The sequence below is a fragment of the Bacillus sp. ATD genome, assembly GCF_050585765.1.
Taxonomy (GTDB): domain Bacteria; phylum Bacillota; class Bacilli; order Bacillales; family Bacillaceae; genus Bacillus; species Bacillus stercoris.
Window position 1 is genome coordinate 198,137 of record NZ_JBOBQH010000002.1, and the last position, 14,245, is coordinate 212,381.

Here is a 14,245-nt window from a genome sequence, read left to right on the forward strand (position 1 = left end):
TTTCATTATTCGCACATTTGTTAAAGGCAGTTCATATAGAAAACGCCTGAATGGACCGAATAAGAATCATACCGCTTATAGAATTCGTTGCAAGCTTTGGAAGGAGGGATCCATAATGGCTGATAAACAAACCCACGAGACAGAATTAACATTCGACCAAGTAAAAGAGCAATTAACAGAGTCTGGTAAAAAACGTGGCGTTTTGACATATGAAGAAATCGCTGAGCGTATGTCCAGCTTTGAAATTGAATCAGACCAAATGGATGAGTATTATGAATTTTTAGGTGAACAAGGTGTTGAATTAATTAGTGAGAATGAAGAAACAGAAGATCCTAATATTCAGCAGCTTGCCAAAGCCGAAGAAGAATTTGACCTTAATGACCTTAGTGTACCGCCTGGCGTTAAAATCAATGACCCAGTTCGTATGTATTTAAAAGAAATCGGTCGGGTTAACCTTCTATCTGCAAAAGAAGAAATCGCCTACGCTCAAAAGATTGAAGAAGGTGACGAAGAATCTAAACGCAGATTGGCTGAAGCGAACCTGCGGCTTGTTGTCAGTATCGCAAAACGGTATGTCGGACGCGGTATGCTGTTCCTCGACCTGATCCAAGAAGGAAACATGGGTCTGATGAAAGCCGTTGAAAAATTTGATTATCGCAAAGGTTATAAATTCAGTACGTATGCTACGTGGTGGATCAGACAGGCGATTACACGCGCTATTGCCGATCAGGCGAGAACGATCCGGATTCCCGTTCATATGGTGGAAACCATTAATAAATTAATCCGTGTGCAGCGTCAATTGCTTCAAGACTTAGGCAGAGAACCAACACCTGAAGAAATTGCGGAAGATATGGATTTAACGCCTGAAAAAGTACGCGAAATCTTAAAGATTGCACAAGAGCCGGTATCACTGGAAACACCGATCGGTGAAGAGGATGACTCACACCTTGGTGATTTTATTGAAGACCAAGAAGCAACTTCACCTTCAGATCACGCCGCATACGAGCTGTTAAAAGAGCAGCTGGAAGATGTACTTGATACGTTAACTGATCGTGAAGAAAATGTATTGCGTCTTCGATTCGGTCTTGATGATGGCCGTACAAGAACATTAGAAGAGGTCGGCAAAGTATTTGGAGTAACGAGAGAGCGTATTCGACAAATCGAAGCCAAAGCGTTGCGGAAACTAAGACATCCTAGCAGAAGTAAACGTTTGAAAGATTTCCTCGAATAAGATGGAACGGGTCTTGCAGATCCGTTCTTCTTTTTTTAAAAAAGATATATGGATAATATGCCTTTATTTTACTGAAAAATGATGTCATTTGCAAATGAACATTGTGATGAAAAATTTCAAAATCTAATTCCATATTTTCTATTGTAAGCGTATACAATACATTATACAATAGAATAAAAAGGATATTAGAGAAATAGGCATGTCTCTATTCAATTTTGTATAAAGTGTGAATAAAAAACTTTTGTATAGCAATCCATTTACTTTTTGTTAAAATAAGTTAGAATTAGAAGTGTTTACATAGGGGGAAGGATCAAAAAGGGGGAAGGGAAATGAAATGGAACCCGCTTATTCCATTTTTACTGATCGCTGTTTTAGGAATTGGTCTAACTTTCTTTTTATCAGTAAAAGGACTTGATGACTCTCGGGAGATTGCAAGCGGAGGAGAAAGCAAATCTGCTGAAAAGAAAGATGCAAACGCTTCACCAGAAGAAATTTACAAGGCAAACTGCATCGCATGCCACGGTGAAAATTATGAAGGTGTTTCGGGTCCGAGCTTAAAAGGTGTAGGGGATAAGAAAGATGTCGCTGAAATTAAAACAAAGATCGAAAAAGGCGGTAATGGAATGCCTTCCGGTCTTGTTCCGGCAGATAAGCTGGATGATATGGCAGAGTGGGTGTCAAAAATTAAATAAAAGAACCATTTTTCTCGTTATACATTCACAGGCCGCCGAGATGTTCTCGACAGCCTTTTATTTTTGACAGCCGCGTACAGACCCGCATCAAAAGAAATAATCTCAAAATCATTTGCTTCAGCTTGGATTCCGAGCTGATTTTTTATATGATAGTAAAGGAAAAAATGATTGAGAAAAGTTGTGATGACAAGTGAACGAATTAAAATTATCTAAACGATTGCAAACAGTAGCAGAATACATACCGAATGGAGCGGTGATGGCCGATATCGGGTCTGACCACGCATACCTTCCTTGTTATGCGGTGCTGAATCATAAAGCCAGCGGAGCGATTGCCGGAGAAATAACAGACGGCCCGTTTTTGTCTGCAAAGCGGCAGGTTGAAAAATCAGGTTTAGACTCGCGTATTTCTGTAAGACAGGGAGACGGACTGGAAGTGATTAAAAAAGGTGAAGCTGATGCCATTACGATTGCCGGAATGGGCGGGGCTTTGATCGCTCACATTTTAGAAGCGGGTAAAGACAAATTAACGGGGAAGGAACGCCTTATTTTACAGCCGAATATTCATGCTGTCCATATCAGGGAGTGGCTTTATAAAGAAGGGTATGCGCTGATAGATGAGGTAATCCTTGAAGAGGACGGAAAGTGCTATGAGGTGCTGGTAGCCGAAGCGGGAGACAGAGATGCGGCTTATGCCGGTATTTCTTTATCAGCCGGAATGCTCGTCGGCCCTTTTTTGGCAAAAGAAAAAAATGCTGTCTTTTTGAAAAAGTGGACACAAGAGCTTCAGCACACTCAAAACATTTATGAGCAGATTAGACAAGCCGCAGGCACAGAGCAAAATAAACAAAAATTAAAGGAGCTCTCCGATCGAATGGAGCTGTTAAAGGAGGTAATCGATCATGGCTAAAAGCGTAAATGGGCAGCAGATCATCCAGCTGTTTGAACAATTTTCCCCGAAAGCCTATGCGGTCGAAGGAGATAAAATCGGCCTGCAAATCGGCACCTTAAATAAACCGATTAAAAATGTGATGGTTACACTTGATGTGTTGGAGAGCGTTGTCGATGAAGCGATTGAAAAAGAGGTTGATTTGATTATTGCACACCATCCTCCTATTTTTCGGCCGCTCAAGCATATTTCAACAGATCAGCCTGCCGGAAGGTTAATTGAAAAGTGTTTGAAGCATGATATTGCTGTTTATGCAGCTCATACAAATTTAGACGTTGCGGACGGCGGCGTGAATGATTTGCTTGCTGAAGCACTAGAGCTGCGTGAGACGGAAGTGCTGGCGCCTACTTATACGGATCCTCTAAAAAAGCTGGCCGTCTACGTGCCGAAGGAATATGAAGAGCAGGTCAGAGCCGCGCTTGGAAATGCTGGCGCCGGCCATATCGGCGAATACAGCCATTGCGCGTTTTCGTCTGAAGGGATCGGCAGCTTCAAGCCATTGGACGGAGCTAAGCCTTTTATCGGTGAAGTAGGAGAGCTTGAGCTTGTTCATGAAGTAAGGCTTGAGACTGTATTTCCTAAAAGTATCGAAAAAGCTGTTATCAATGCAATGATAAAAAGCCATCCATACGAAGAAGTCGCTTACGACATCTATCCTGTTGAACAGTCTCCCGCCGAAAAAGGGCTCGGCCGTGTCGGAACCCTTAAAAATGAGATGACGCTCAAGGAATTTGCTTTATATGTGAAAGACAAGCTTGATGTCAATGGTGTCAGAATGGTGGGGGATGCTGACAGTATGGTGAAAAAGGTAGCTGTTCTTGGCGGAGATGGGAACAAGTATATTCACCATGCAAAACGAAAGGGCGCCGATGTTTACGTTACAGGAGATTTATATTTCCATGTGGCCCATGATGCGATGATGCTTGGCCTGAATGTGGTTGATCCGGGCCATTACGCGGAAAAAATCATGAAAGAAGGCGTCACGAGAAAACTGACATCAATGTGTAATGATAAAAAATATGACGTGAATATCTTTGTTTCTGAAACAGATACAAATCCATTTACATTTCTATAAAAAAACTGAGGCTTTTACAGCCTCAGTTTTTTGCTTTTACTTTTGGAAGTATTTTTTTGAGCGGTACATTGTGATCAGTTGTCCAAGTTGATGGATCTTCGTGATCGAACTGCTCCAAAAAGCGAATGACTTCTTTTGTGATCGGCGTAGGTGTTGAAGCTCCCGCTGTAACTGCAACGGTATTAACGCCTTTCAGCCATTCGAGCTTTAATTCGCTTAAGTCGCCGATCCGATATGCTTTTGTGCCGGCTATTTCCTCTGACACTTGTGCAAGCCGATTTGAATTGTTGCTTTTCGGGTCTCCGACAACGATTGTTAAGTCTGCTTTTTTCGCCTGCTCTGATACAGCTTCCTGCCGCACTTGAGTAGCAAGGCAAATCTCTTGGTGATATTCGACATGAGGATATTTTTCTTTGACAAGCTCCATAATGTCGTGAACATCCCATTGAGACATGGTTGTTTGATTCGTCACGATTAACTTATCTGCTTGGATATCAAGGTTTTTTACATCTTCTTCTGTTTCAACTAAGTGAACGATTTCCGGCGCTACGCCAACGGCTCCCTCAGGCTCCGGATGCCCTTTTTTGCCGATATAGATCACGTGATATCCTTTTTCTTTCATCTCTAAGATTAGATTATGAGTTTTCGTCACATCCGGACATGTAGCATCAATTGCTACCAATCCTTTTTCGTCTGCGATTCTTCTGACTTCGGGAGAAACACCGTGCGCAGTGAAAATGACAGTTCCTTTGTCAACCTGCTTTAGAATGTCCAGACGGTTAGAGCCGTCCAATGTAAAGATCCCTTCCTCTTCAAACGCATCAGTGACGTGTTTATTATGAACAATCATCCCGAGTATATAGATGGGTCTTGGCAAACTTTTATCTAGTGCCGCATTTTTGGCAATGACCATAGCATCAACAACGCCATAGCAATAGCCGCGCGGCGAAATTTTAATTACGTCCATTTTCGGTTGTCCTCCAATACTGAAGTGAGTAAAGGCAATATAAAAAGCCGTAATCAAACGGCTTTATTCTTGCATTCTTCTGATCTCATTATAGCCAATCTCACTTCAGATATCAAAGAATGTTAAATATATAATCTCGGTTTTGAACTGCCTGATGTTCTTTTCGGAGCAGGAGAGGCAGCTTCTTTTTTCTTCGGAGCAGATGTTTTTGATTCTTGCTCTTTATTGTCAGGTGTTTTTGATTTCTTAGGCAGAGAAGAACTTTTTGGTTTTGATTTTTTGTTCCCGTCTGAGGTTTTTGTTTCATCCTCTTTCTCTTTTTCTGATAATTCATCTGAATCCGATTGTTTTTTACTTTCCTCATCGCTCTCTGTCTCTGTATCATCACTTTTACTTAATTGGCTGTACAGCTTCATCAATGACGGCAGATTGCGGACTAAAGGGCCGTACTGCTGGATCATAGGGGTGACTTGCTGCGCCATGCCGAGTACTTTTTGCACATTTCCAAGCATACTGGATAAAGATGCAGGATTGGCGATATTTTGAATGCCTTGCAGACCTGCACCTCCGCTCGCTGCTGCACCTGCTCCAGGAACGCCGGGAACGCCGGCGCCTCCAGCGCCTCCTCCGCCGGGGAGGAACTTTGACAGCATCCCTTTTAAGCCTCCGCCCGCACCATTTCTCGCTCCGGCATTTGCCTGAGGAAGAAATTGTCCCGCTTGCTGAAAACCCTGCTGCTGTGCAGCTCCAAATGAAGGCCCTCGCATATTAGGCGGTCTTCTCCCCATCATTCGCTGATTTGGCATAGGGCGGGGCGGTCCGGGCTGTGGATAATTTCTCATTGGCTGCTGCGGTGAAAACATACTTGTACCTCCTTTCAGCTCTCTCTGCTATTAGAATATGCAGGGGCTGCGGTATTTGCTTTACATAACTGAATAAAACAAACGCCTTGCAAACGTGGTGTTTTTAAGCGAAATCGGGTATAATGTGATGATGGACACATAATGTGCCGCTTTAAGGAGCTGGGAAAAATGAAAGAAACGAAATTTGAACTTTATGAATTGAAACCGTTTATCATAGATGCAGTACATCGCCTTGGTTTTTACGAACCGACTGATATCCAGAAAAGGCTGATTCCTGCAGTGCTAAAAAAAGAAAGCGTCATCGGCCAGTCTCAGACGGGAACTGGAAAAACCCACGCTTATTTACTGCCTTTATTAAACAAAATCGATCCTGCTAAGGATGTCGTTCAGGTTGTTATTACGGCTCCGACAAGAGAGCTTGCCAACCAGATTTATCAGGAAGCGCTTAAAATCACGCAGGGTGAAGAAGGAAGTCAGATTCGCTCGAAATGTTTTATCGGAGGCACCGACAAACAAAAATCAATTGATAAATTGAAAATACAGCCGCATCTTGTTGTCGGTACACCCGGACGGATTGCTGATTTAATCAAAGAACAGGCGTTAAGTGTTCATAAAGCGGAAGCTCTTGTTATTGATGAAGCGGATTTAATGCTGGACATGGGATTCCTTGCAGATGTAGATTACATCGGTTCCCGTATGCCTGAGGATCTGCAAATGCTTGTGTTCTCAGCGACCATACCGGAAAAGCTGAAACCATTTTTAAAGAAATACATGGAAAATCCAAAATACGCCCATGTGGAGCCAAAGCAGGTGACTGCTGCGAAAATTGAGCATATCCTTATCCCTTCGAAACATCGTGACAAGGATAAGCTCCTTTTTGACATCATGTCGCATCTGAATCCATACCTGGGGATTGTGTTTGCCAACACGAAAAACATGGCTGATCATATTGCCCAGTATCTGACTGGAAAAGGCATGAAAATCGGCCTGCTGCACGGCGGATTAACACCACGTGAGCGGAAAAAAGTCATGAAGCAGATCAATGATCTGGAATTCACTTATGTCATTGCAACTGACCTTGCTGCAAGAGGCATTGATATTAAAGGTGTCAGCCACGTTATCAACTATGAGCTGCCGGATGATCTCGATTTTTATGTTCACCGTGTAGGCAGAACAGCCCGAGCCGGCTCATCAGGACAAGCGATGACCATTTATGAGCTTTCTGATGAGGATGCATTAGTAAAACTTGAGAAAATGGGCATCGAATTTGATTACTTAGAGCTTGAAAAGGGCGAATGGAAAAAAGGCGATGACCGCCAGCGCCGCAAAAAGCGTAAAAAAACGCCGAACGAAGCAGATGAAATTGCTCATCGTCTCGTGAAAAAGCCGAAGAAGGTTAAGCCTGGATATAAAAAGAAAATGAGCTATGAGATGGAGAAAATCAAGAAAAAACAGAGAAGAAACCAATCTAAGAAAAGAAAGTAGGGGAACCTGTTGTTGAGAATAGGCTCACACGTCTCTATGAGCGGAAAACATATGCTTCTGGCAGCAAGCCAGGAAGCAGTCTCTTATGGGGCGAACACGTTTATGATCTATACAGGCGCACCGCAAAATACGCGCCGAAAGAAAATTGAAGACTTAAATATAGAAGCAGGCCGGGCACATATGCAAGAAAACGGCATTGACGAGATTATCGTACATGCGCCTTATATTATTAATATTGGCAACACGACAAATCCGTCCACTTTTGAGTTGGGTGTTGATTTTCTTCGTTCTGAAATTGAACGGACAGCAGCCATCGGAGCGAAGCAAATTGTCCTTCATCCTGGCGCTCATGTAGGGGCAGGAGCTGAAGCCGGCATCAAAAAAATTATTGAAGGTTTAAATGAAGTGATTGATCCGAATCAAAATGTCCAGATTGCATTAGAAACAATGGCAGGTAAAGGATCAGAATGCGGCAGAAGCTTTGAGGAACTTGCACAGATTATCGAAGGCGTTACACACAATGAGCATTTGTCGGTGTGCTTTGACACTTGCCATACACATGATGCCGGGTATAACATTGTTGAGGACTTTGACGGGGTGCTGAATGAGTTCGATAAAATCGTCGGCATTGACCGTATTAAAGTGCTTCATATTAATGACAGCAAAAATGTCAAAGGCGCGAGAAAAGACCGCCATGAAAATATCGGCTTTGGTGAAATAGGTTTTGACGCTCTGCAATATGTTGTTCACCATGAGCAGTTAAAAGACATTCCTAAAATTCTAGAAACACCGTATGTCGGTGAGGATAAAAAGAACAAAAAACCGCCATACCGTTTTGAGATCGAAATGCTGAAAGAAAAACAATTTGATGATACATTGCTCGAAAAGATTTTACAGCAATAAAAAATGGGGGATAATTCCCCCATTTTTTAGCTTGTGAATTGTTTGAATAGTTCATTAACGGTTCGAGCTGTTTCTTTCGATGTAATTGTCTCTACTTGTTTCAACAGCCGCATCCGTTCACTCTCATTAAAGATGTTTACATTTTTGCCGTTTAACAGGTTCGCCACTTCAACGGCCTGCGATCTTGTTAAGCTGATTCCGTATTGTTTTGAGTACTTCAGCAAATCGTCAGCAGTAGCCTGATTAAGCCGCTGCAAAATAATTCTTTGAAATAAAATCATCGATCATTCCACCTCCAGACTTAATGTATGGGCAAATCAGTAAAATGTGTCAGTGTTTAATGGTAAAATAGATTTATAATGTATTTAAAATAGTTATTGCAGGAAAGGAGATTTTATGACCCCAACAAAACAACATAAGAGAGAAACATTTTCCCATTTTATTTTCAGGGTTTTTATGATTCTGGCAGGAGCTGCATCTGCGGCTGTAAGTATCGAATTATTTTTAATCCCCAATGATTTTATTGATGGCGGGATCATCGGTGTATCACTTATTTTAGACCACCTCTTTATATCAAACCCCTTTCTGAATTTCGCTTTTTTCGTTGTCATATTAAATATTCCTTTTATGATCTTCGGATATAAATATATCGGTAAGACCTTCCTTATCTCTACGTTTATAGGGATTGTCGGGCTTGCCGTTATTGAATCCTCACTTCACCATGTAGAAGCCTTTACAACCCAGCCTATTTTGGCTACTGTGTTCGGGGGTCTGTTGCTCGGCTTTGGCGTCGGGCTCGTTATACGAAACGGAGGTTCAATGGATGGCACTGAAATCCTCGGTATTTTGCTGACGAAAAAGCTGCCTTTTTCAGTGGGTGAGTTCGTTATGCTCATCAATGTTTTCATTTTCATTTGGGCTGGTTTTGAGTTTGGTCCTGAGCAAGCGATGTACTCTTTCATGACTTATTACATTGCGATGAAAACCATTGATGCCGTCATCCAAGGGCTTGATGAAACAAAAGCGGTCATTATTGTATCTGATCAGTATGATGAGATTTCGGATGCTATTTTGCACCGTCTCGGCCGGGGAACAACAAAGCTGAAGGGCAAAGGCGGATATACGGACGAAGAAAAGGACGTGATTTACGCGGTTGTCACAAGGCTGGAAGTGACAAAGCTCAAATCAATCGTGTTTGAAGTTGATCAAAATGCATTCATCACAATTATGAATACTCATGAAACGAGAGGCGGAAAATTCAAAAACGCAATCCACTAGGCTTTCATTTACTTTTATTCATTTTATGGGTATAATTTTATCTGCGGTAAAGAAAATGGCTTGCTGACAGACAGCTGCCATTTTCTTTTTCATACATGGGATACGTTCTTAAGCAAAGCGAAAAGGGGGACCCTTCATGAACGTACAAGAAGCGCTGAACCTACTAAAAGAAAACGGATATAAATATACAAACAAACGGGAGGATATGCTGCAGCTTTTTGCTGATTCAGACAGATATCTTACCGCTAAAAACGTACTGTCTGCATTAAATGATGATTATCCAGGCTTAAGCTTTGATACAATCTACAGAAATCTTTCTTTATATGAAGAACTTGGGATTTTGGAAACAACTGAGCTGTCTGGTGAAAAGCTCTTCCGATTTAAGTGTTCATTCACTCATCACCACCATCATTTTATTTGTCTTGCCTGCGGCAAAACAAAGGAAATTGAATCATGTCCGATGGACAAGCTTTGTGATGATTTGGATGGCTATCAGGTCAGCGGGCATAAATTTGAGATTTACGGCACTTGCCCTGATTGTACAGCGGAAAACCAAGAAAACACTACTGCGTAATGCGTATATATGAAAAAGGGGCCCGGTTTGGGCTCCTTTTTTAGTTATTGACACGTATCAAGTGGTGCTTGTTGTTGTTCATCCATTGGACGGCTTCCAGCCAGTTGTTCACTCTGATGATGCTTGAATCAATCGGAAGCTGATTATAAGGGGAATTGAACAAAATCACCGGTATCCCGGCTTCCTTCGCAATCATCATGGCGTTTCCGTGATGATCCTCAAAAAACAGGTCGATGTTATGGTTTTTGACCGCTTCAACTTTGTGATGACCGCCAACAAGTTCGATGTGATCATAATGAATGTTTTGTCTGTCAAACCATTCATAGGTAACATCAGTTAAATGAGTCCGTCTCGCTGTAATATAAATAAGCTTGTGCTCCTCTTTGAGGAGGTCAAGTGACTGTTTTGCATGCTGTGCAAGCAATGCTTCCTTATATATAATTGCTTCATTTTGATTCATCCAATCCCAAAATTCTTCCTGGGTAATGTTTAACAGCTTTGTTAAATCATAATCCGTCATATCGTTTAATGAAATGGAAAGATTAAACGAACGGTTCAAATAAGGGACGAATGTATCCTGAGCCGTAATTGTGCCGTCAATATCTATTCCTAAGCGTAACATGCCCACACTCCTTCAGTTTCATCCTTTCAAGTGTAACATAAACAATTGACATTAACAGAAAAGTTTAGCAAACATGAATCAGGCAAAATGGATCAAACTATAAAAGCTCCTTTAATAAAACAGAAGGGGGAATTGAAGGTGGCATACGATTACGAAAAGCGTGATAACAACAGTTACTATGTTGATCATGGATCTGAAGGAACAAATATTACCCGCGACAATGACGGTTTTTTTGAGGAAACAGCTGCTGAAATTGCAGAGCCTTATCGTGCTGCTGACCGCAGCAATGACCGAGATAACGATCGCAGCGGCGGCAATGTCAATGAAGGACGGGGAATAGGATATATTGCTTTAGCCTTGTCCATTATTTCATTGTTTGTACTGCCTGTTTTATTGGGAGCTGCCGGTATTATTGTCGGCTATATCGCAAGAAGAAGAGGTGCTCAAGGTCTGGGTGCTTGGGCAATGGGTATCGGTGTCGTTTCATTAGTGCTTGGAATATTTATTATTCCATTTTTCTAACACAAAAAAGCTTGACGGGTTCCCGTCAAGCTTTTTGTGTTTCTTCTTTTAAATTTGCTTTTTCAGCTTCAAGCTTTGCATAGTGTTCCTCAGCAAGAATGTCAATTTCTTTTTTGAGTTCCTCAACCATCGTTTCCTCGGGAACCTTACGGACAATTTTTCCTTTCCGGAACAGCAGTCCTTCACCGCGTGCGCCGGCGATTCCGATATCAGCTTCTCTCGCTTCACCAGGTCCGTTTACAGCGCAGCCGAGAACAGCCACTTTAATCGGCGCTTTTATCTTAGAGATATATTCTTCCACTTCATTGGCAATGCTGATCAGGTCAATCTCAATACGGCCGCAAGTCGGGCATGAAATGAGCGTGGCAGCATTGGAGGCTAAACCGAAAGATTTCAGAAGCTCCCTTGCTACTTTTACCTCTTCCACAGGGTCTGCGCTTAATGAAATGCGCAGGGTGTTTCCGATGCCTTTGCTTAAAATGGCGCCGAGCCCTGCTGCGCTTTTTACTGTGCCGGCAAACAATGTTCCTGACTCGGTGATGCCGAGGTGCAGCGGGTAGTCAAACGCTTTTGCCGCTTTTTCATAGGCCTCGATCGCAAGGTTCACATCAGATGCCTTCATGCTGACGATAATATCGTGAAAATCAAGATCTTCAAGAATTTTAATGTGATGAAGTGCACTTTCTACCATTCCGTCGGCTGTCGGGTAACCGTATTTTTCTAAAATCCGTTTTTCAAGTGAACCTGCGTTTACTCCGATTCTGATCGGAATGCCCTTGTCTTTGGCCGCTTTAACAACCGCTTCCACTTTTTCGCGACGGCCGATGTTGCCGGGATTGATTCGGATTTTATCTGCGCCGCCTTCAATGGCCTTCAACGCAAGTTTATAATCGAAATGTATGTCAACAACGAGAGGGATGGTAATGCGCTTTTTAATATCCGCAATGGCGTTTGCCGCCCGTTCATCCGGACATGCTACCCGAACAATTTGGCATCCGGCTTCAGCCAAACGGTTAATTTCCGCAACCGTTGCTTCTACATCATGTGTTTTTGTTGTTGTCATGCTTTGGATGACAACTTCATTGTTGCCGCCTATTGTTAAAGGTCCCACTTTGACGGGACGCGTTTTTGTACGATGTGTGATTTCACTCACTTGCAATCGCTCCTTAATTGTAGTTGCCGCTTCTAGATATAACAATTCTAGTATGGTTTATGTGAATTTATTTTACAAATTACATTGTAACAGTGTCTTCGCCGAACTGACAAGAAATTAACGTTAAATTAAGGGTAGACCGGGAATTTGTATGCTGTTCCGGCTTGAATGGCGTTGGCTTTCACATTCGGATTCAATGCTTCAAAATCCTTTACTATGTCATCTGGGGAACCTGCTGATCCGACTATCGACATAACCGTATCACCCGGCTTTACCTTAACCGTTTTATATGCTGGTTCTTGTGAAACACTTTTTGCTGATGCTTCATAGACAGGGAGGTCCTGAATGGGTATCGTTCCAATTTTAAGGTCATAAAAAAGAATAAAAAGAATAAAAACAATACTGCATACTAAGGTGAGACGCTTCATCGCTTTTCCTCCCGCATACGAAATTTTATACCATAGTATGCTTGTCCATTTAGAATCATGACAAAAGAAAAGAGACTGCGAATGCAGTCTCGGTTTATACAGGAGCTTTTTTGGATGGGATCTCTTTTAAAACGAGAAACAGGATGACAAAGTTGACAAACCAGTTAAGCAAAAATTCACTTGGAACGGTTGCTTCTAATGCCCGCATGATTGTAAAGAATACAGTCGAAAGGGTGATGGAATAAGCAGAAAGCTTCCAAAGCTGATGATAGGATAGATGTTTTTTCTGCGAATTCTTAATGATTAACCCGATAAGCGCTAAGAATGACACTTCAATAAATTTCCCCGCTGCTGTTACGAGAAAAATAAGTGCTGAGAGAACAGTTACGATCATCGCTTTATTTTGGTTTAAACCTGCAATGACATCTTTTTTCTGTAACTCTGACGGCATCATTGAGTAAGGCATTTCTTGGGCTTGTCCGTCAATGGCCAAAACAAATTTGTTCTGAAGGATGCCGATCGCGTTTTGCTTTGCTTCAATTTGTTTCGTGCCATAGGCGTCTGTCGGATCGAACACGATAACGAAACCATTTGCCTGAGATTCCGTGGCTTTTTTCTCATCCGTTTGAAGTTTGCCGTTTGAAATTGTGAAATCAGGGAAATCTTTGTTTAAAACAGTTTTAAAGCCATTCATTGATTTTACGGTCCCTGTACTTACATAATATGCGGTAGGGATTGCAAACAGGACAGAGAGCAAAAATACATAAAGAATCGCTTTACCGATTCCTTGAAATCTTGTTTTTGCAATATCACGGGGAGAGTATGTACTTTTAATGAAAAGCTGAAACACATTCACTATCTTCACTTCCTAGCTAAACTAATATATGTTGCTTATTGTATCGTTGCATGCGTGTGAATACAAGGAAGACATGAAGAAGACAGAGTAAAATGGGAGGATGGAAGCTATGGATATGTTGTATTGGCTGTTAATTGCAGCGGTTTTTATCATCGCCTTTATCGGGCTGGTGTATCCTGTTATTCCGAGTGTAGTATTTATTGTTGCCGGATTCATATTATACGGATTTTTATTTTCATTCAGTCCGTATTCCTATATGTTCTGGCTCGTTGAGGCAGTTTTTGCTGCAGTATTATTCGCGGCAGATTACGTGTCTAATCTGCTTGGAGTGAAAAGGTTCGGAGGAAGCAAGGCCGCCATATGGGGAAGCACGATCGGTTTATTAATCGGACCTTTTGTCATTCCGGTTGCAGGAATCATATTGGGTCCGTTTATCGGTGCTGTTTGTGCAGAACTTATCGTCCATCAGAAGGACTTAAAGTCAGCGTTTAAAATTGGCCTCGGTTCACTAATTGGTTTTTTAACAGGCGTCATTGCAAAGGGCATCATACAGCTTTTGATGATCGGATATTTTTTATGGACGGTCCTATAAGAAATACTGGCGGGAGGTTTAATGGTGCTGATTATCGGTTAAAGTGAAATATGTCCGC

At 42.0% G+C, this 14,245-nt stretch carries 17 protein-coding genes; 10 read left to right on the plus strand and 7 right to left on the minus strand.

What is annotated here, in order from left to right:
* Positions 1 to 115: 115 nt before the first annotated feature.
* From rpoD to ACQXR1_RS05490, 4 genes are all read left to right on the plus strand, one after another.
* Complete coding sequence (rpoD, locus tag ACQXR1_RS05475; protein ID WP_003226225.1) at positions 116 to 1,231, plus strand: RNA polymerase sigma factor RpoD; 1,116 nt, start codon at positions 116 to 118, stop codon at positions 1,229 to 1,231.
* Positions 1,232 to 1,560: 329 nt separating this feature from the next.
* Complete coding sequence (gene cccA / locus ACQXR1_RS05480; protein ID WP_003230068.1) at positions 1,561 to 1,923, plus strand: cytochrome c550; 363 nt, start codon at positions 1,561 to 1,563, stop codon at positions 1,921 to 1,923.
* A 256-nt stretch (positions 1,924 to 2,179) separates the two neighbouring features.
* A complete protein-coding gene (gene trmK / locus ACQXR1_RS05485) occupies positions 2,180 to 2,830 on the plus strand; it encodes a tRNA (adenine(22)-N(1))-methyltransferase TrmK (protein WP_250621244.1) in 651 nt (216 codons plus the stop codon).
* Positions 2,823 to 3,944, plus strand: coding sequence for a Nif3-like dinuclear metal center hexameric protein (locus ACQXR1_RS05490; protein WP_069149884.1), 1,122 nt, complete (start codon positions 2,823 to 2,825; stop codon positions 3,942 to 3,944). Before trmK ends, ACQXR1_RS05490 begins: the two co-directional genes overlap by 8 nt.
* Before the next feature lie 22 nt (positions 3,945 to 3,966).
* Here the strand turns inward: ACQXR1_RS05490 and ACQXR1_RS05495 are convergent, their stop codons facing one another.
* The gene (locus tag ACQXR1_RS05495) at positions 3,967 to 4,911 is read right to left on the minus strand and encodes a 4-hydroxy-3-methylbut-2-enyl diphosphate reductase (protein WP_069839503.1); all 945 of its coding nucleotides are present in this window, start codon (positions 4,909 to 4,911) and stop codon (positions 3,967 to 3,969) included.
* Positions 4,912 to 5,033: 122 nt separating this feature from the next.
* On the minus strand, positions 5,034 to 5,774 hold the full coding sequence (locus ACQXR1_RS05500) for a YqfQ family protein (protein WP_430771834.1): 741 nt from the start codon (positions 5,772 to 5,774) through the stop codon (positions 5,034 to 5,036).
* A 168-nt stretch (positions 5,775 to 5,942) separates the two neighbouring features.
* On the opposite strand from ACQXR1_RS05500, the gene cshB reads away from it, so the two are divergent.
* The gene (gene cshB / locus ACQXR1_RS05505) at positions 5,943 to 7,259 is read left to right on the plus strand and encodes a DEAD-box ATP-dependent RNA helicase CshB (RefSeq protein ID WP_071581453.1); all 1,317 of its coding nucleotides are present in this window, start codon (positions 5,943 to 5,945) and stop codon (positions 7,257 to 7,259) included.
* A 9-nt stretch (positions 7,260 to 7,268) separates the two neighbouring features.
* Positions 7,269 to 8,162 (plus strand): deoxyribonuclease IV, encoded by an 894-nt coding sequence (locus tag ACQXR1_RS05510; RefSeq protein WP_071581452.1) that lies wholly within the window; start codon positions 7,269 to 7,271, stop codon positions 8,160 to 8,162.
* Positions 8,163 to 8,188: 26 nt separating this feature from the next.
* Here the strand turns inward: ACQXR1_RS05510 and ACQXR1_RS05515 are convergent, their stop codons facing one another.
* Positions 8,189 to 8,443: a DUF2624 domain-containing protein gene (locus ACQXR1_RS05515; RefSeq protein WP_069149881.1), complete on the minus strand. Its 255-nt coding sequence runs from the start codon at positions 8,441 to 8,443 to the stop codon at positions 8,189 to 8,191.
* 115 nt (positions 8,444 to 8,558) lie between these two features.
* Between ACQXR1_RS05515 and ACQXR1_RS05520 the strand changes: the two genes are divergently transcribed.
* Both ACQXR1_RS05520 and zur read left to right on the plus strand, forming a co-directional pair.
* Positions 8,559 to 9,440: a YitT family protein gene (locus tag ACQXR1_RS05520; RefSeq protein WP_069149880.1), complete on the plus strand. Its 882-nt coding sequence runs from the start codon at positions 8,559 to 8,561 to the stop codon at positions 9,438 to 9,440.
* Between the two features lie 136 nt (positions 9,441 to 9,576).
* The gene (gene zur, locus ACQXR1_RS05525; RefSeq protein ID WP_004398578.1) at positions 9,577 to 10,014 is read left to right on the plus strand and encodes a zinc uptake transcriptional repressor Zur; all 438 of its coding nucleotides are present in this window, start codon (positions 9,577 to 9,579) and stop codon (positions 10,012 to 10,014) included.
* A gap of 40 nt (positions 10,015 to 10,054) precedes the next feature.
* Here the strand turns inward: zur and ACQXR1_RS05530 are convergent, their stop codons facing one another.
* Positions 10,055 to 10,636 carry a nucleotidase gene (locus tag ACQXR1_RS05530; RefSeq protein WP_014664629.1) on the minus strand — a complete coding sequence of 194 codons (582 nt, stop codon included), beginning with the start codon at positions 10,634 to 10,636 and terminating at the stop codon, positions 10,055 to 10,057.
* 132 nt (positions 10,637 to 10,768) lie between these two features.
* Between ACQXR1_RS05530 and ACQXR1_RS05535 the strand changes: the two genes are divergently transcribed.
* Positions 10,769 to 11,158 carry a DUF308 domain-containing protein gene (locus ACQXR1_RS05535; RefSeq protein WP_080478340.1) on the plus strand — a complete coding sequence of 130 codons (390 nt, stop codon included), beginning with the start codon at positions 10,769 to 10,771 and terminating at the stop codon, positions 11,156 to 11,158.
* Positions 11,159 to 11,183: 25 nt separating this feature from the next.
* Here ACQXR1_RS05535 and ispG read toward each other — a convergent pair whose 3' ends face one another.
* The 3 genes from ispG to ACQXR1_RS05550 all read right to left on the minus strand — a co-directional run bounded on the left by ispG (position 11,184) and on the right by ACQXR1_RS05550 (position 13,595).
* Positions 11,184 to 12,317, minus strand: coding sequence for a flavodoxin-dependent (E)-4-hydroxy-3-methylbut-2-enyl-diphosphate synthase (gene ispG, locus ACQXR1_RS05540; RefSeq protein ID WP_080478249.1), 1,134 nt, complete (start codon positions 12,315 to 12,317; stop codon positions 11,184 to 11,186).
* A 122-nt stretch (positions 12,318 to 12,439) separates the two neighbouring features.
* Positions 12,440 to 12,739, minus strand: coding sequence for a LysM peptidoglycan-binding domain-containing protein (locus tag ACQXR1_RS05545; RefSeq protein ID WP_430771835.1), 300 nt, complete (start codon positions 12,737 to 12,739; stop codon positions 12,440 to 12,442).
* Positions 12,740 to 12,833: 94 nt separating this feature from the next.
* Complete coding sequence (locus ACQXR1_RS05550) at positions 12,834 to 13,595, minus strand: DUF1189 domain-containing protein (RefSeq protein ID WP_103030659.1); 762 nt, start codon at positions 13,593 to 13,595, stop codon at positions 12,834 to 12,836.
* Positions 13,596 to 13,704: 109 nt separating this feature from the next.
* Here ACQXR1_RS05550 and ACQXR1_RS05555 point away from each other — a divergent pair, with 109 nt between their 5' ends.
* Positions 13,705 to 14,187: a DUF456 domain-containing protein gene (locus ACQXR1_RS05555; protein ID WP_014664624.1), complete on the plus strand. Its 483-nt coding sequence runs from the start codon at positions 13,705 to 13,707 to the stop codon at positions 14,185 to 14,187.
* The last annotated feature ends 58 nt before the right edge of the window (positions 14,188 to 14,245 follow it).